Source organism: Streptomyces sp. NBC_00271, assembly GCF_036178845.1.
Classification (GTDB): domain Bacteria; phylum Actinomycetota; class Actinomycetes; order Streptomycetales; family Streptomycetaceae; genus Streptomyces.
Genome location: NZ_CP108070.1, coordinates 8,214,487 through 8,231,650 on the forward strand (window position 1 = coordinate 8,214,487; position 17,164 = coordinate 8,231,650).

Here is a 17,164-nt window from a genome sequence, read left to right on the forward strand (position 1 = left end):
CAACGTGCTCACCGCTACTCAGCGATGAGCCGAGACAGTTGGACCGAGACACAGACAGAGGAAGGGCAGGCTGATCATGGCCACCGGCAAGCAGAAGCTCGAAGATGCCGCAGTAGTCCAACTTCAGAAGCAGATGTACGAGAAGTACGACGGCATCCGGAAGCGTGTGCACGCGCTTCAGGGAGTGATCGACGGCCTTGAGGGTCAGTGGCAGGGCATTGGGCGCGCTGCGTTCGACAAGAAGCAGTACGAGATCAACGAGTCCCTGCAGAACATCGGCAACATCCTCGGCGATGTCATCGAGGCGATGACCGCGACGCGCAACATCAAGGACAGCAAGGAAGACGAGGTGCGCGCCGCCGTCAACAAGATCGATGTACAGGACGGTGCTCCCACGGTCACGTCGTCGTCGCTGAGTTCTTACTGAGCCGCGCGGTACTGACGACGTCGGCAGCACGCCGGCACCCATGAGGCACACACGAGCGAGACGAGGTAAACGGGTATGAGCCGTAACTCTGATGGACTGTCAGTCACTTACGACGGGCTCGACTTCGCGGCGACCAAGATTGGTAACGAGGCGAAGCAGCTTGAGCAGGATCTGCAGGAACTCAAGCAGCTGGTGGTGAGCAGCCTGCAGTACTGGGAGGGCGAAGCCCAGGGCACCTTCAACGAGAAGCTGCACAAGTGGGACAAGGAAGCCACCGACATTCACACGGCGCTGACCGGCATCGGCCACGTCGTGTTCACGTCGGGCGGTACGTACATGGAAGGCGACAAGAAGGGCGCCAGCTACTTCCAGTAGCACGGGGCTCGTAGAGGAACTACCTCGTAGAGGAACTGCAGGGTGGGCGCGCGCGGGAGGCGCCCACCCTGTCGTTGGTCAACAGGTCGGTCGGCAAGGACGGGAAATCAGGTGCGCGCGACAGGTGCTGGACCCGGTGCAGCGCAGCCAGGCACCACGGCCTCGCGTCGGATCGGTCCATACGTCCTGATCACCGCGCTGGACGATCCCTACAGCCGCATCCCGGTCCCGGAGCGGTGCTACATCGCCCGCAGCGACGACGGTGAGCACACGGTCCTGCTCAGCGTTCCCCATCGCGGTACCGACCCTCAGCGCTTCATGGCGGAGGCCGACACCTCCCGCTACCTCCTCGGCCCTTTTGTGGCGTCCACGGTCACCTGTGCCGGACCGGGAGAGGCGGCCTGGGCTGCCCGCCCCTATCTGCCCGGGCTTCCCCTGCCCACCGCTCTCGCCGTGCACGGCGGCCCGCTTCCCGAGCGGACCGTCCGCGCTCTCGGGGCTGCCCTAGCCGAGTCCCTGGGCGTCATGCACGGGCAGGGACTCACGTACGCAGGCCTGTCACCCGCCGCCGTACTGCTCGCCGCCGACGGTCCACGCCTCACCTGCTTCGGCGCCGTACGGGCGGCGGCACCGGACGGCACACCCCGTTCTGGCTTGCCGGGACTTGAGCCGGGCAGTCTGCCACCGGAGCAGGCGGCCGGCGGGCACCCGCGTCCGCACGGCGATGTGTACGCGCTCGGCGCGACGCTCGCGTACGCCGCGACAGGCCAGACGGCCCCAGAAGGCGACGAACTTCCGCCGGCCTTGCGTACCGTCATCAGCCGCTGTCTGTCACGGGACCCGGCAATCCGCCCCCAACTGGCGGAACTGCAGGGCGTGTTCGCCTCCGGCGTGAACCAGGAGTCTGCCAGGGCCGGGTTCACGACCACGACCACCGCCCTGCTCGGCCCGGGCTGGCTGCCGAGCCGCGTGATCGCCGCCATCGCTCACCAATCGGCCACCGTACTCGCCGCGGAGATCCCGCCCCCCACCGTGTCCACTTCCCGCCAGGACTGACGACGCCGCATGCCTACTCCGCTCACTCACGACGACCCGCACACGTTCGGTTCGTATCGCCCTATCGTCCGCCTCGGCAGTGGCGGCATGGGCACGGTCTACCTGGCACGCTCCGCGGGCGGACGGACCGTCGCGGTCAAGACGATGCTTGCCGGTATCGCCTCGGACCCCAGCGCCCGGACCAGGTTCCGGCTGGAGGCCGACGCCGCCCGCGTCATCGGCGGGCAGCACGGTGCCCTGGTCGTGGACGCCGACACGCAGGCCGAGACTCCCTGGATCGCCACCGAATATGTGCTCGGTCCGCCTCTCGACGAGGCGGTCGAAGTGGCCGGATCGCTCCCCGAGGCGACCGTACGCGCCCTCGGAGCCGCGCTGTGCGGGGCACTCGGTCAACTGCACAGCACCGATGTGGTCCACCGCGACCTCAAGCCGTCCAACATCCTGGTGACGGCCTACGGACCGAAGGTCATCGACTTCGGCATCGCCCGCGCGATCGGCGACGACCGGCTCACCAGGGTCGGCGCCGCGGTCGGCACCCCGGGCTTCATGTCACCGGAGCAGGCGAGCGGCGAAGAACACACGTCGGCGGGAGACGTGTTCGCGCTCGCCGGAGTGCTTGTCTATGCCGCCACCGGCCACGCCCCGTTCGGTCACGGGCAGACCGCGGATCTTCTCTACCGGGTCCGTTACGGCGAGCCGGACTTGAGCGACGTACCCGCCGCCTTGGTCCCCCTGCTCGGCCGGTGCCTGGACAAGAACCCGTTCCGGCGGCCGACCACATCGGAACTCGCGGCCCAACTCCACGATGGAACGGGAGAGTTCGCGGACCATCTTTCGGATCCGCTGCTCGCGGAGATCGCCCGCCGTGCCACCGAGGTCTGGCTGATCACACCTCAGCGCCTCGACGCACCGATCACACAACCCGCGGAAACGCCGACCGCACCGACCGCGACGATGCCCCGTCGCCGACTGCTGCTGGCGGGAAGCGGAATGGCACTTGGCGCGGCGGCCGTCGGAGCGGGAGCGTGGGCGTGGAGCCGGCGGTCCGGGTCTGAATCGCGGCTGCCCGTGGCGACTCCCAGCAACAGCGTGCTGCCAAGGAAGAAGCTCGACTCGCTCTGGCAGATTCAGGTCGCCGATTCTCCGTACGGCACCGTCCCGGCGGTGGAGCCGCTCGCCGTGGGAAACCTGGTCACACTCGTGGCCGGTACAGGTCTGGGCGGAATCGACGCCAGGACCGGAAACGTCTTGTGGGCGTCCGACCAGATGGAGATCCACTGGCAGATCGCGACGGACGGTGAGCGGCTCGTGCGGATGGTGGCAGCGGAAGGGTCCGAGAACAACGCGGGAAAGCCCGGAGGATTTCCCCTGATCCTCGCGTCCGTCGACCTTGTCTCGGGCAAAGCGGCTGAACCCTTTGCCCAGTTCGCAGACTTCAACGGTGTCATGGATTACAACCAGGTGCTGTGTACGGCCGACGGTGTCGTGTATGCGGCGGCAGGCCAGGGAGAGTACGACACATACTTTCTGACATCCCAGTCCTGGTCGCTTTTCGCCGTCGACATCAGCACGGGGAAGAGGCTGTGGACCAAGCCGCTGCCCACGCGGCCGGACAAATCCGACCGCTTGTACTTCCCCACGGCCCGAGTCGTCGGCAACAACCTGGTGGCTCTTCAGGAGACGAACGACGGCAAGGTCCGTGTCGTCGTGCGCGACACCCGTACGGGCGCCGTTCGCTGGGAGAAGCTTTTTGCCGGTGCCGCACCGGACCGCGTACAACTGCCGCTGGCGACCGACTCCGACAACCTCTACCTGGGCAGCGGCCGGTTGCGGGCTCTGCGGCTGAGTGACGGAGCTCAGGTGTGGGACTCCGGGACGGAGCGCCCCGGGCGCACGTATGGCCCTCCGACGGTCAAAGGCGGTGTGGTGTACGCCGTCGAGAAGGGCCTCGGCCTCGTCGCCTTCGCATCCGGAAGTGGGCGCGCGCAGTGGGAGGAGAAGGGCGGTGGGGGAACGAAAGCGGACACGTCCGCCGCGCCCGTGATCGGCACCGACTGCGCGTACAGCAAGCGTTCTTCGGCACTCTGGGCGATCGATCTCGCATCGCGCACGCCGACAGCCTCGTACAAGACCACCGGAGATCGCTTCATCGCCCATGAGAAGGCCAAGGTGACCATCGCGCTGGGCGGCAAGTTCCTTGCGGCTTTCCCCCTCAAGTGAGCGGCTGTCCTGCGATGAACCGAAGAGAAGGCAGTAAGCGATGAAACCCCTGGGTGTCGGGGACCCGATCCGCCTCGGACCGTACCGCCTGCTCGGCGTGCTCGGCGAGGGCGGCATGGGCAAGGTGTACGTCGGTCAGGACGGCGCGGGTACCGTTGCCGCGATCAAGGTGCTCCGTCCGGAGCTCGCTCATGACCCGGGTCTCGCCCAGCGCTTCGTGCGTGAGGCGTTCTCGGCGCAGGCGGTGCGGAGCCCGGGCGTGGCGGCGGTCCTTGGAGCGCAGACCGAGGGCGGACGTCCCTGGATCGCAACGGAGTTCCTGACCGGACCGACCCTGGACCAAGTGGTTGAGAAATACGGGCCTTTCGACGAAACCGGTGTGCGCGCCCTGGCCGCGTCGATCGCGCGCACGCTGGCCGATATTCACGCAGCGGGCTTCATCCACCGCGACCTCAAGCCGCAGAACATCGTGCTGACGTCGACCGGACCACGGATCATCGACTTCGGCATCGCACGCCCCGAGCACGGTCTGACGCTCACCACGACCGGTCAGATCCCGGTCACGCCCGGGTACGGCGCCCCTGAGCAGGTGCTGGGCCGTCGCGTGACGCCCGCCGCGGACGTGTTCTCCCTGGGCGCCGTCCTGATTTACGCGGCCACCGGCCGGCGCGCTTTCGAGGGTGCGCATGTGGCTGCTGTCCAGTACGAGGTCGTTCATGGCGAGCCACGCTGGAACGGCCTGTCCCCCCAACTGCACGCACTCACCGCCCCCTGCCTCGTCAAGGACGGTGCGTCACGGCCCGCCCCCGGGCAGATCGCCACCGCATTCGCCGCGCCCAGGAACAGCGAGCGGGTGTGGCGGCGCGGCCCGGTGGCGGATGAGATCAAGGACCGGAAACGCCAGGTACGACAGCTCACTGCGCCACCTACGACGGGCGCGGTGACGACCGTGACCAGGCGGCGACTACTCACGGGATTTGCAGCAGGAGGCACGGTGCTCGCCGCAGGGGGCGGCACCACGGGCTGGTGGCTGCTCCGGCAGAAGGAACGTCAGGAGACGCCGGACCCGTTCGCCTTTCCGCCTGCTCTGCAGACGCCCGAGGCTCGTCTGCTCTCCGCGGACGACGGTGACTACCTGGTCGACGGGTCTCCGAAGGCGCTGTGGACCCTGCGTGAGGTGGTGGCTCAGGATTCCGCTGCTCCACTGCCCGTGCGGGATGTCGTCGTGATCGGCTACTACGGCAGTGGCGGGATGCGCGGTATCGCGGCCTACAACGTCGTTGACGGAAAGCAACGTTGGGTGGCGCAAAATGTACTTCCGGGTCACTACCTGTCGCTGTCCGACCGCCTGATCGTGGCCATTGGTACTGAGGGAACGCTGCGTACGTTCGTGGCATCGACTGGCGAGCCCAAGTGGACGGCGAACGCCGACGCCAAGTCTCTCGTGGCTGCGGACGAGAAAGCTGTCTACGCCGTGACGAAGGACAACCGGTTGCGCAGCGTGGGACGTTCGGACGCGAAAGTCCGCTGGACAGCGCGGATTCCGCCGGAGTATCGCGGAAAGATCTCCTCGAACGGAGCGGTCAGCAGCGGACGTCTGGTGCTCCCGACGACCGATGGTCATGTTCTGGCCCTGGCGACGAGTGACGGCCGCTTGGTGTGGGAGCGGCGCAACCAGGCGAAGAAGATCGGGATCAGCCCCGTCGCACAGGACGGAGTCGTGTACCTCAATGGCAAGAAACTGATCGCGCGAAGGATTGCCGACGGCAAGGAGATCTGGTCCCGCCCGACCAGAGACATGTACAAGGTTCCCGCGGAATGGGGCCCCGTGAATGTCCACGGAGACTCCGTGTACGCGGTCGGGGGGATGTTTCCCGAACGCGTCGGCATCACCGACGGCAGCAGTATCTGGACTTCCCGAAAGGACGGCAGCAGCGGCAGTCCCGTCCTTGTCCAAGGCACCGGTGTGTGGATGATCGACGACTCGTACAAGACTGAGGTGAACGCCGTGTACGCGGAGAACGGATATCCGGGCTGGAGCTACGAACTGCCCGAAGCCGAGCACCACGGGATCGCGGTCGACGGCAACAGGGCCTTCATCAGAAACGACGACTTGCTCTGCGCGCTGCCGGTCTTCTGAGCCACGGAATACTCCGGCAACGTGTGCTCAGTCTGCGTGGACAGCCCACCGTGAGGACAAGCGTCAGCGGCGGGACTGCGAATAGACCCACCCGTCGTGCGACCTTCATGGTGACTGCCCGTTGCCCAACGAGCCGGGGCCATGACCGCCGAAGCGATCACGGCCCCAAGATCCCCGTACGTCAGCCGCCCGTCACACGTCTCCGTCCGCCACCAGACCGACCTGAACCAACGGCTTCCCCCGCTTCCGCGACACGAACACACCCCGTCCGGCGGGCATCGGCCGCGGCCGTACGCCGCCCAGCAGATCGCCCTCGGCCGGATCGCCCGCGAGGACCACGCCCTGCGCCCCGAGTTCCTTGATGCGCTGCATGAAGGACTCGTAGCCGGCGCGGCCCGCGCCCGCCGTGGAGCGGGCGATGATGAACCGGACGCCGACGTCGCGGGCGAACGGCAGGAGCTCCGTGAGACCGGCCAGGGGGTTGCCGCTCGACGTGGACACCAGGTCGTAGTCGTCGACGATCACGTACACCGTGGGACCACTCCACCAGCTGCGGTCGCGCAGTTGCTGCGCGGTCACGTCCGCGGTCGGCGTGCGGCGCTGCATCAGGTCGGCGAGGGCGTCCATGTGATGCTGCATCTGGTTCGACATGGGGATGTATTCGGCCAGATGCGAGGGCGGGGTCACGCCGAGCAGCGAGCGGCGGTTGTCCACCACGAACAGCTTGCAGGAGTTGCCGTCGTAGCGCTCGGTGAGGCGCTGGATGAGCAGCTTCAGCAGGTTCGACTTGCCGGACTCGCTCTCGCCGAAGACCAGGAAGAACGGGTCCTGCTCGAAGTCCACGAACACCGGCTCGAGGTTGTCCTCGTCGAGGGCGAAGGACACACCGCGGTTCGGGAACCGGTCCCCGGAAGGGAGCTGGTGCGCCGCGAACTCCCTCGGCAGGAGCCGCACTTCGGGGGCTCCGGGCTGCTGCCAGTGGCGGGCGACCTCGGTCGCGAGGGCTGTGTTCGCTTCCGCCAGATCCGTGTCGGAGGACAGGCCGTCGATCCGCGGGACCGCCGCCATGAAGTGCTGCTTCTGCGGGGTCTGGCCGCGTCCCGGCACGCCCGTGGGCACGTTGGCCGCGACCTTGCGGTCGAACTCGGAGTCCATGGGGTCGCCGAGCCGCAGCTCCAGGCGGTTCATCAGGTGGTCCTTGAGGTTCGCGCGGACCTCCATGGAACGCGACGCGGTGAGGATCACATGGATGCCGTAGCCCAGACCGCGCGCCGCCATGTCCAGAACCAGCGGCTCCAGCGCTTCGTAGTCCGTACGGAAGTTGCCCCAGCCGTCGATGACCAGGAAGACGTCGCCCCAGGGCTGGTCGGTCATCGAGATGTCGCCCCGCGCGCGGCGCGTGCGGAACTCCGCGATCGAGGAGATGCCCGCGGAACGGAAGTACTCCTCGCGGCGGGTCATGACGCCGTACACCTCGGCCGTCGTACGCCGCACCTTCTCGGGGTCCAGACGCGAGGCCACCCCGCCCACGTGCGGCAGACCGGCCACGGCCGACAGGCCGCCACCGCCGAAGTCCAGCCCGTAGAACTGCACTTCGTGCGGGGTGTGCGTGAGCGCGAAGGACGCGACGAGCGAGCGCAACAGTGTCGACTTGCCGGACTGCGGGCCGCCGAGGATCTGCATGTGGCCGGCCGCGCCGCCGAAGTCCACCCAGAGAGGGTCGCGGCGCTGCTCGTACGGCTTGTCGACGATGCCGACCGGAACGACGAGCCGGCCCGCGCCCTCGTAGCCGGGCTGGGTCATACCCCGGCCGGGCACCGGCGCCAGCCCGGGCAGCAGGGTGTCGAGCGACGGCGGACTGTCCAGCGGAGGCAGCCACACCTGGTGCGCGGCCGGGCCCTGCGCCTCCAAGCGCCGCACGATCACATCCAGCACCGTGTCGGCCAGCGCGTCGTCGGTCTCGTCAGGAGCGGCCTGCCGCTGCTGGGGCACCGCCACATACTGCACCGGGACCTCGGCCGCCGTGAACAGCACGGGCCGGCGGTCCATCGGGAGCGGCCCGCCGAGCGACGCCTGCACCGAACTCGTGCGGTACACCCCAGAGACGTACGCCGCCTTGAAGCGCACCATTTCGTCCGTGCCGTACTTCAGGAAACCGGAGCCCGGGACGTTCGGCAGTTCGTAGGCGTCCGGCACGCCGAGCGCGGCACGCGACTCCGCGGCCGAGAACGTCCGCAGGCCGATCCGGTACGACAGGTAGGTCTCGAGCCCCCGCAGGCGGCCCTCCTCCAAGCGCTGCGAGGCGAGCAGCAGGTGCACGCCCAGCGAACGGCCGATGCGGCCGATCTGCACGAACATCTCGATGAAGTCCGGCTTCGCCGTGAGCAGTTCGCTGAACTCGTCGATCACCAGGACGAGCGAGGGAATCGGCTGCAGCGGGGCACCGGCGGCGCGGGCCTTCTCGTAGTCGTGGATGTTCGCGTAGTTGCCGGCGTCGCGGAGCATCTCCTGGCGGCGGTTCAGCTCGCCGCGGATCGAGTCGCCCATGCGGTCGACCAGGGTCAGGTCGTCCGCGAGGTTGGTGATCACGGCCGCTACGTGCGGCATCTGGGCCATGCCCGCGAACGTCGCGCCACCCTTGAAGTCCGCCAGGACGAAGTTCAGCGTCTCGGAGGAGTGGGTGACGGCGAGGCCGAGGACCAGCGTGCGCAGCAGCTCCGACTTGCCGGAGCCGGTCGCGCCGACGCACAGGCCGTGCGGGCCCATACCCTCCTGCGCCGCCTCCTTGAGGTCCAGCATCACGGGCCGGCCGTCCTCGCCGAGACCGATCGGCACGCGCAGCCGCTCCGACTGCGAGCGCGGTCGCCATGTCCGCTTCGGGTCGACGGAGGCCGCGTCCCCCAGGTTCAGCAGATCCGTGAACTCCAGGTTGGCGAGCAGTGGTTCGTCGTTGTCGCCGCCCGATGCCATGCGCAGCGGCGCCAGTTGGCGGGCCAGCGCTTCCGCGGCCTCGTACGAGAGGACATCCGGCGTGCCGTCGTAGACCATGCCGTGCGCCGACTCCAGGCGCAGTTCCTTCGGCTGCACGATGACGGAGAGGTCGCCGCGTCCGGTGGTGAGGTCCCCGGGAACGACCTCGATGACCGTCACGCCCTGCAGGCCCTCGGGGCTGGCCAGGAACGACGTGGGAGGCAGGGAGACGCCGTCGAGCACGATCACCAGATGCGGCTGCTCGGGAACCGGGGCCCCGTCGGGGTGGAAGCGCGGGCGGCCCTGGAGGCGGGGAGCGAGCAGCTCCTCCAACTGTGCCGGGTCGGTCGTGATCAGCCGGATGCTGCCCGCGCCGTCCGTGAGGCCCGGAGCCTGTGCGTGCGGCAGCCACTTGGCCCACTCCCACCACGGTGCCGACTCGCGTCCGGTGGCGACGGCGATGACCAGGTCCTCGGGGGAGTGCAACGAGGCGAGGGAGCCGGCGACAGCGCGCGCGGTGCCCCGCACGGTGCCCGGCTCGCCGCTGATCGTCACGTGGTAGAAGGCCCGGAGCGAGACCGCCATCGGCAGGTCCTCGAGGGTGCCGTGCGTGGCCAGAAATCGCTGCATGGCGCCCGCGGTGAGCGGCTCCAACTCGTCCACCGGCCCGGTCTGCGGCGGGAACAGCGGAGTGGCCAGGGCCTGCGGGCCCAGGCCCACCCGCACCTGCCCGAAGTCCTCGTCACCGGTGCGCCGCTCCCACACCCGGCTGCCCTCGGCGACCAGCGCCCACAGTTGCTCCGGTGAAGGGTGCAGGTAGTACTGGGCATCGCGCTGGGCCCGCGCGGTCTCCAGCGCCGTGCGCCGGGTCTGTGACAGATAGCGAAGGTAGTCGCGGCGCATGTCGGCCATCTGCCCCTGGTTGCCGCGCCGGTAGCGGACCAGCATGGAGATGCCCATCGCGACCGTGGAGGCCACCATCACCATGCCCATGATCTTCATGAAGGGCTGGGCCGAGGGGTTGAAGAAGAACACGACGGACCCGCCCATGCCGAGCATGGGCAGGAGTTGCATCAGGGCGCCCTCCTGCTGACCGCGCGGAAGCTCCGGCGGCGCCTGCAGCACGACCTCGTCCGTGGGCACTTCCTTCGGCAGCGCCCGTGGTGGGCGCTTGACGACGATGTGGCTCACTACGCACCAATTCCCTTGCCGGACCGAGTTGTTTCCGTCCGCCGCCCCGTGCCAGGCGGACGTCGATCGCGAAGCGCGATCCTACTGACAACCACGGACAACGGCGGGCGGTAGGGTGCCCGTGAGACGTGTGAGCAGTTGCGAATCGGCCCGGAAAAAACGGGCAATCCACAACGCTTCGAAACAAGCGCCTCCCGCAAGCTCCGGGCACCAAGGCCCAGTTGACCGGCGGCGCGGGCGGCACGGCACAACGTACACAGGATCTTTACGGGTGAATGCGTGCGCGGCGGCGCCGTGCCCCCATCACCGACGAGGGGGAACAGCAGGTGAGCATGATGGCCTCCGCGCCGGCCGGCGCGACCGGCGGACCGGGCACCGGAGCCCCTTCCGGGGCGAACATGGGATTCGGCTTCTGCCGGGTCACCATCGTGGCCCCCGACAGCCGCATCGACGTGGCGCTGCCCGACGACGTGCCGGTCGCCGATCTGCACCCGGAGATCCTGCGCCTTTCCCAGCAGAGCCCCGACGAGGGCGCCCCCGTCGGCTATCACCTCGTACGACGTGACGGGACCGTCCTCGACAGCGCCCGGTCCTTCGCGGCGCAACGCATCCTCGACGGCGAACTGCTCACCCTGCGCCCGTTCTCCGAGTCGCTGCCGCCCGCCGTCTTCGACGACGTGTCCGAGGCGGTGGCCTCCGCCGTCACCAGTGACCGCTCCCTGTGGAACGGCGAGCTCACGCGCGCCGCCGGTCTCGTCGCGGGCGGCATCCTGCCCGCGCTGCTCGCGTTCGTGGCCTGGAGTTCCCAGATCCGGCACGACATGCACAGCCTCCAGGGCATCCTTGCCGGCGTCTCCGGAATCCTGCTGGCCACCATCGCGTGCGTGCGTACGCGTGTGTACGACGACCGGGGCTCCGCGGCCGCTCTGGGCCTGGGCGCACTGCCGAACGTCGCCGTGGCGGGCTCCGGACTGCTGCCGCTCTCCGAAGGGCAGGGCATCGGAAAGCTCCAGTTCCTGCTCGCCTGCGCGGCGGTCCTGGTCGTCTCCGTGGTGCTCACTCTGGTGTCGCCCAGCGGCGACGGCCCCTTCGTGGCGTTCGTCTTCGCCTCCGGGATCGGCCTGGTGACCACGTTCGTCGCGATCCTCGCCCACCTCAGGCCCATCGAGACGGCCGCCGTCTGCGCCCCGCTCTCCGTGTGCGCGCTCGCCTTCCTGCCGGGCCTGTCGATGCGCTTCGCGCGGCTGCCCATCGGTTTCGAACCGCCCAACCCTTCCCGTGGCGGTTACGCCGCGGGCGAGCCGGCCCCCCAGGACCCCGTCGACGCCGAGCGCGTCGCGGCCCAGGCCCGTCGTGGCCACGAACTGCTGGTGGGCCTGGTCGGCGGTTGCGCGCTCGTCTCCGTGGGCGCGTCGATCGTCCTCGGCTTCTCCAGCAACGTATGGGCGCAGCTCCTCGCTCTGGCGACCGGCATCGCCATGCTGATGCGAGCCCACCTGTTCCGCTACACCGCGCAAGTCGTCGCCACTTTGGCCGCCGGCCTCGCGGCCCTCGTCTTCCTCGGTCTCGGGCTCGCCCTGAACCCGCCCCGGGGCTACTGGCGCGACGCCCTTCTGGGTGACACCACCGCCCTCGACATCCGCAGCGTCTGGCTCGTGGCGGCGGTCGGCGCGGCCATCGCCCTGGTCACCGCCATCGGCCTGATCACCCCGCGGCGCGGCCTCACCCCGTTTTGGGGGCGCTTCCTGGAGATCGCCGAGAGCTTCGTCCTGCTCACCCTGATCCCGCTGGCCCTCGCCGTCTTCGACGTGTACGGGCAGGCGCGGGCGATGACCAGCTGACGACCGGACCACGAAGGGGGAGGGCGGCACGCACGGCGTGCCGCCCTCCCCCTTCGCCGTTCTTCGGTCACCCCGCCGCAAGCCCCCCATTGCGCGGCCCCGGCTCCAGATCGAACTCCCCGTCCCGCGCCCCCAGCACAAAGGCCCGCCACTCCGCCTCCGTGTACCGCAGGACCGTGCCCGGGTCGAGGGAGGAACGCATGGCCACCGCGCCCTCGGGCAGGTACGCGATCTCGACCCGCTCCTCGTGTTCCTCCGTGCCCGGTGCGCTGTGCCATTCGACGTCGGAGATGTCCAGGGCGTAGAGCTCGTCCCTCTCCCGCTCCTTGCGCGCCTTGACGTCGGCGTCCGTCTCCGCCGCGATGTCCTTGTCCGCTACGCCCGCTGCGTCCGCTGCCTCGGCCATGTTCAAGCGGCCCCTTCCCCACGTACGAATGACCTGTGCGGTCACCCTAGTGGCCGGGCCCGCGTCACCAGGGAGGTTCGGCGACCTGGACAGACGCATCCGGCCAGGCTGGTACGCTGTGTGACGGCCGTTCGTGTACGCACCCCCGGAGCCCATCGCTCTGGAGGCCGCGCCCAGCGGATCCCCGCCTCCCGAGTAACGGAAGCTCCCCTGAGATGTGGACCAGGGGCACTCGGTGGCACATCAAAGACTACGAGGAGTACGCGTGTCGCTCGACGCCGCTACGAAGAAGCAGCTCATCAGTGAGTTCGGTCAGAAGGAGGGCGACACCGGCTCCCCCGAGGTCCAGGTCGCCATGCTCTCGCGCCGCATCTCGGACCTGACCGAGCACCTCAAGACCCACAAGCACGACCACCACTCCCGTCGTGGTCTGCTGATCCTGGTCGGTCAGCGCCGCCGGCTGCTGCAGTACCTGGCCAAGAAGGACATCCAGCGCTTCCGTGCGCTGGTCGACCGCCTGGGCATCCGCCGCGGTGCGGCGGGCGCCAAGTAAGACGCCGTGAAGGGAGCGGTTCCCACCTCTTGGGAGCCGCTCCTTTTGCTGTACGTGCCACTGCCGTGAGCAATGCCGTACGTCTCTGTACGTGCGGAGTGTCACCGACGCTTTGTAGTGTGGTAGCACAACGCAATACGCAGGACACAGCACGTACGACACAGCGTGATGACTCCGTACCCGCCGGGTAGGGACCGTCACGTCAACGAACGAGGAGACGCGCACCGCACCGCCGCCGGTCCTCGGTAGTGGCCCCCGGGGGAATGAGATCCCGGGTGCTTCGATCGAAGACCGGCCCGCACCAGACGGAGCGCCTCTCCGCCACCGTCCCCCTGCCACACGGGCAGGACGGGACGAAGACGAGGAGAAAACGCTAGTGGAGAACGAGACCCACTACGCCGAGGCCGTTATCGACAACGGTTCCTTCGGCACCCGCACCATCCGCTTCGAGACGGGCCGCCTGGCCAAGCAGGCCGCCGGCTCCGCCGTGGCGTACCTGGACGACGACACCATGGTGCTGTCGGCCACCAGTGCTTCCAAGAAGCCCAAGGACAACCTCGACTTCTTCCCCCTCACGGTGGACGTCGAGGAGCGGATGTACGCCGCAGGCAAGATCCCCGGCAGCTTCTTCCGCCGCGAGGGTCGTCCCTCCGAGGACGCCGTCCTCACCTGTCGTCTGATCGACCGCCCGCTGCGCCCGTCCTTCAAGAAGGGCCTGCGCAACGAGATCCAGGTCGTCGCCACGATCATGGCCCTCAACCCCGACCACCTGTACGACGTCGTGGCGATCAACGCCGCCTCCGCGTCCACGCAGCTGGCCGGTCTGCCCTTCTCCGGCCCGGTCGGCGGCGTCCGCGTCGCGCTGATCAACGGCCAGTGGGTCGCGTTCCCGACGCACACCGAGCTCGAGGACGCCGTCTTCGACATGGTCGTCGCCGGTCGCGTCCTTGAGGATGGCGACGTCGCGATCATGATGGTCGAGGCCGAGGCCACCGAGAAGACCATCCAGCTGGTCAAGGGCGGCGCCGAGGCGCCGACCGAGGAGGTCGTCGCCTCCGGCCTCGACGCCGCGAAGCCCTTCATCAAGGTGCTGTGCAAGGCGCAGTCGGACCTCGCCGCGAAGGCCGCCAAGCCGACCGCCGAGTTCCCGATCTTCCTCGACTACGAGGACGACGTCCTCGAGGCCCTGACCGCCGCGGTCAAGAGCGAGCTCGCCCAGGCGCTCACCATCGCCGGCAAGCAGGACCGCGAGGCCGAGCTGGACCGCGTCAAGGAGATCGCCGCCGAGAAGCTGCTCCCGCAGTTCGAGGGTCGCGAGAAGGAGATCTCCGCCGCGTACCGCGCGCTGACCAAGAAGCTGGTCCGCGAGCGCGTCATCAAGGACAAGGTCCGCATCGACGGCCGCGGCGTCACGGACATCCGTACGCTCGCCGCCGAGGTCGAGGCCATCCCGCGCGTGCACGGCTCGGCGCTGTTCGAGCGTGGCGAGACCCAGATCCTGGGCGTCACCACCCTCAACATGCTCCGCATGGAGCAGCAGCTGGACACCCTCTCCCCGGTGACCCGCAAGCGCTACATGCACAACTACAACTTCCCGCCGTACTCCGTCGGTGAGACGGGCCGTGTGGGCTCCCCGAAGCGCCGCGAGATCGGCCACGGCGCCCTCGCCGAGCGCGCGCTCGTGCCGGTCCTGCCGACCCGCGAGGAGTTCCCCTACGCGATCCGTCAGGTGTCCGAGGCCCTCGGCTCCAACGGCTCGACGTCCATGGGCTCGGTCTGCGCCTCCACCATGTCGCTGCTGAACGCCGGTGTGCCGCTGAAGGCCCCCGTCGCCGGCATCGCCATGGGTCTGATCTCCCAGGAGATCGACGGCCAGACGCACTACGTCGCCCTCACCGACATCCTCGGTGCGGAGGACGCCTTCGGCGACATGGACTTCAAGGTCGCCGGCACCAAGGAGTTCGTGACCGCCCTCCAGCTCGACACCAAGCTGGACGGCATCCCGGCCTCCGTCCTGGCCGCGGCCCTCAAGCAGGCCCGCGACGCCCGCCTCCACATCCTCGACGTGATGATGGAAGCGATCGACACGCCGGACGAGATGTCCCCGAATGCCCCGCGGATCATCACCGTCAAGATCCCCGTGGACAAGATCGGTGAGGTCATCGGCCCCAAGGGCAAGATGATCAACCAGATCCAGGAGGACACCGGCGCCGAGATCACGATCGAGGACGACGGCACCATCTACATCGGTGCCGCCGACGGCCCGGCCGCCGAGGCCGCCCGCGCCACGATCAACGGCATCGCCAACCCGACCATGCCGGAGGTCGGGGAGCGCTACCTGGGCACCGTCGTGAAGACGACGACCTTCGGTGCGTTCGTGTCGCTGCTCCCGGGCAAGGACGGTCTGCTGCACATCTCGCAGATCCGCAAGCTCGCCGGCGGCAAGCGCGTGGAGAACGTCGAGGACGTCCTCGGAGTGGGCCAGAAGGTCCAGGTCGAGATCGCCGAGATCGACTCCCGCGGCAAGCTCTCCCTGATCCCCGTGATCGAGGGCGAAGGCGACGACGACAAGAAGGACGACACCGACCAGTGACGTCTCGTAGCTCCACGACGACGGCCCGCACCTCCTCGGAGGCGCGGGCCGTCGCCCGTACCCAAACCCTCATCAAGGGCGAGAACGGCATCGGTACGGTCCGTAAGACCACCCTCCCCGGCGGCCTGCGCATCGTCACCGAGACCCTCCCCTCCGTACGCTCGGCCACCTTCGGGATCTGGGCGCACGTCGGCTCCCGCGACGAGACGCCGACGCTGAACGGCGCCACGCACTACCTGGAGCACCTGCTCTTCAAGGGCACCTCCCGGCGCAGCGCCCTGGACATCTCCTCCGCCATCGACGCGGTCGGCGGCGAGATGAACGCGTTCACGGCGAAGGAGTACACGTGCTACTACGCGCGTGTGCTCGACACCGACCTTCCGCTCGCCATCGACGTCGTGTGCGACATGCTCACCGGCTCGCTGATCGAGCAGGGCGACGTGGACGCCGAGCGCGGCGTGATCCTCGAAGAGATCGCGATGACCGAGGACGACCCGGGCGACTGCGTGCACGACCTGTTCGCGCACACCATGCTCGGCGACACCCCCCTCGGTCGCCCGGTCCTCGGCACGGTCGACACGGTCAACGCCCTCAGCGCCGACCGCATCCGCCGCTTCTACAAGAAGCACTACGACCCGACGCACCTCGTGGTCGCCTGCGCGGGCAACGTCGACCACAACAAGGTCGTACGCCAGGTCCGCGCCGCCTTCGAGAAGGCCGGAGCCCTCAAGGAGAGCGCCGTCGAGCCGATCGCCCCGCGCGACGGCCGCCGCGCCATCCGCACCGCGGGCCGCGTGGAACTCCTCGGCCGCAAGACCGAGCAGGCCCATGTCGTTCTCGGCATGCCGGGCCTCGCCCGCACCGACGAGCGCCGCTGGGCCCTGGGCGTCCTGAACACCGCCCTGGGCGGTGGCATGTCCTCCCGCCTCTTCCAGGAGGTCCGCGAGAAGCGCGGCCTGGCCTACAGCGTGTACTCGTACACCTCGGGCTTCGCCGACTGCGGCCTCTTCGGCGTGTACGCGGGCTGCAGGCCGAGCCAGGTCCACGACGTGCTCAAGATCTGCCGCGACGAGCTCGACCAGGTCGCCGAGCACGGCCTCTCGGACGACGAGATCGGCCGCGCCATCGGTCAGCTCCAGGGCTCCACCGTCCTCGGCCTGGAGGACACCGGCGCGCTGATGAACCGTATCGGCAAGAGCGAGCTGTGCTGGGGCGAGCAGATGTCCGTCGACGACATGCTGGTCCGGATAGCGTCGGTCACCCCGGACGAGGTCCGTTCGGTCGCCCGCGACATCCTGGGACAGCGGCCCTCGCTGTCGGTCATCGGCCCGCTCAAGGACAAGCAGGCCTCCCGCCTGCACGACGCGGTCGCGTAATTCCCGTCTCGGTAAG

General features: G+C 68.8%; 11 protein-coding genes. 9 read left to right on the forward strand and 2 right to left on the reverse strand.

Annotation, left to right across the window (positions count from 1 at the left end; genetic code table 11):
- The first annotated feature begins 76 nt into the window (after window positions 1-76).
- The 5 genes from OG798_RS37320 (at window position 77) to OG798_RS37340 (ending at window position 6,218) form a co-directional block, all read left to right on the forward strand.
- Window positions 77-427 carry a WXG100 family type VII secretion target gene (locus OG798_RS37320; RefSeq protein WP_097224624.1) on the forward strand — a complete coding sequence of 117 codons (351 nt, stop codon included), beginning with the start codon at window positions 77-79 and terminating at the stop codon, window positions 425-427.
- Between the two features lie 75 nt (window positions 428-502).
- The gene (locus OG798_RS37325) at window positions 503-802 is read left to right on the forward strand and encodes a WXG100 family type VII secretion target (protein ID WP_067371291.1); all 300 of its coding nucleotides are present in this window, start codon (window positions 503-505) and stop codon (window positions 800-802) included.
- 111 nt (window positions 803-913) lie between these two features.
- Window positions 914-1,858 (forward strand): serine/threonine protein kinase, encoded by a 945-nt coding sequence (locus tag OG798_RS37330; protein ID WP_328758377.1) that lies wholly within the window; start codon window positions 914-916, stop codon window positions 1,856-1,858.
- 9 nt (window positions 1,859-1,867) lie between these two features.
- Window positions 1,868-4,078, forward strand: coding sequence for a protein kinase domain-containing protein (locus tag OG798_RS37335; RefSeq protein ID WP_328758379.1), 2,211 nt, complete (start codon window positions 1,868-1,870; stop codon window positions 4,076-4,078).
- A 40-nt stretch (window positions 4,079-4,118) separates the two neighbouring features.
- Window positions 4,119-6,218 carry a protein kinase domain-containing protein gene (locus OG798_RS37340; RefSeq protein ID WP_328758382.1) on the forward strand — a complete coding sequence of 700 codons (2,100 nt, stop codon included), beginning with the start codon at window positions 4,119-4,121 and terminating at the stop codon, window positions 6,216-6,218.
- A gap of 192 nt (window positions 6,219-6,410) precedes the next feature.
- Here the strand turns inward: OG798_RS37340 and eccCa are convergent, their stop codons facing one another.
- Window positions 6,411-10,379, reverse strand: a complete 3,969-nt coding sequence (gene eccCa, locus OG798_RS37345; RefSeq protein WP_095852279.1) for a type VII secretion protein EccCa — start codon at window positions 10,377-10,379, stop codon at window positions 6,411-6,413.
- A 332-nt stretch (window positions 10,380-10,711) separates the two neighbouring features.
- Here eccCa and eccD point away from each other — a divergent pair, with 332 nt between their 5' ends.
- Window positions 10,712-12,220, forward strand: a complete 1,509-nt coding sequence (gene eccD, locus OG798_RS37350) for a type VII secretion integral membrane protein EccD (protein ID WP_120987390.1) — start codon at window positions 10,712-10,714, stop codon at window positions 12,218-12,220.
- Window positions 12,221-12,287: 67 nt separating this feature from the next.
- Here the strand turns inward: eccD and OG798_RS37355 are convergent, their stop codons facing one another.
- Window positions 12,288-12,626, reverse strand: a complete 339-nt coding sequence (locus OG798_RS37355; protein ID WP_179436421.1) for a DUF397 domain-containing protein — start codon at window positions 12,624-12,626, stop codon at window positions 12,288-12,290.
- 265 nt (window positions 12,627-12,891) lie between these two features.
- Between OG798_RS37355 and rpsO the strand changes: the two genes are divergently transcribed.
- The 3 genes from rpsO to OG798_RS37370 all read left to right on the forward strand — a co-directional run bounded on the left by rpsO (window position 12,892) and on the right by OG798_RS37370 (window position 17,148).
- On the forward strand, window positions 12,892-13,179 hold the full coding sequence (gene rpsO / locus OG798_RS37360) for a 30S ribosomal protein S15 (protein WP_019064787.1): 288 nt from the start codon (window positions 12,892-12,894) through the stop codon (window positions 13,177-13,179).
- 376 nt (window positions 13,180-13,555) lie between these two features.
- Window positions 13,556-15,772: a polyribonucleotide nucleotidyltransferase gene (locus tag OG798_RS37365; protein WP_067371302.1), complete on the forward strand. Its 2,217-nt coding sequence runs from the start codon at window positions 13,556-13,558 to the stop codon at window positions 15,770-15,772.
- Complete coding sequence (locus OG798_RS37370; RefSeq protein WP_095852278.1) at window positions 15,769-17,148, forward strand: M16 family metallopeptidase; 1,380 nt, start codon at window positions 15,769-15,771, stop codon at window positions 17,146-17,148. The genes OG798_RS37365 and OG798_RS37370 overlap by 4 nt, the downstream gene beginning before the upstream one ends.
- The last annotated feature ends 16 nt before the right edge of the window (window positions 17,149-17,164 follow it).

What these genes read in the sequence shown, in the direction of transcription:
- OG798_RS37320 (WP_097224624.1), top strand. Translation starts at nt 77, where the DNA reads ATGGCCACCGGCAAGCAGAAGCTCGAAGATGCCGCAGTAGTCCAACTT.
- OG798_RS37325 (WP_067371291.1), top strand. Translation starts at nt 503, where the DNA reads ATGAGCCGTAACTCTGATGGACTGTCAGTCACTTACGACGGGCTCGAC.
- OG798_RS37335 (WP_328758379.1), top strand. Translation starts at nt 1,868, where the DNA reads ATGCCTACTCCGCTCACTCACGACGACCCGCACACGTTCGGTTCGTAT.
- OG798_RS37340 (WP_328758382.1), top strand. Translation starts at nt 4,119, where the DNA reads ATGAAACCCCTGGGTGTCGGGGACCCGATCCGCCTCGGACCGTACCGC.
- eccD (WP_120987390.1), top strand. Translation starts at nt 10,712, where the DNA reads ATGATGGCCTCCGCGCCGGCCGGCGCGACCGGCGGACCGGGCACCGGA.
- OG798_RS37355 (WP_179436421.1), bottom strand. Translation starts at nt 12,626, where the DNA reads ATGGCCGAGGCAGCGGACGCAGCGGGCGTAGCGGACAAGGACATCGCG.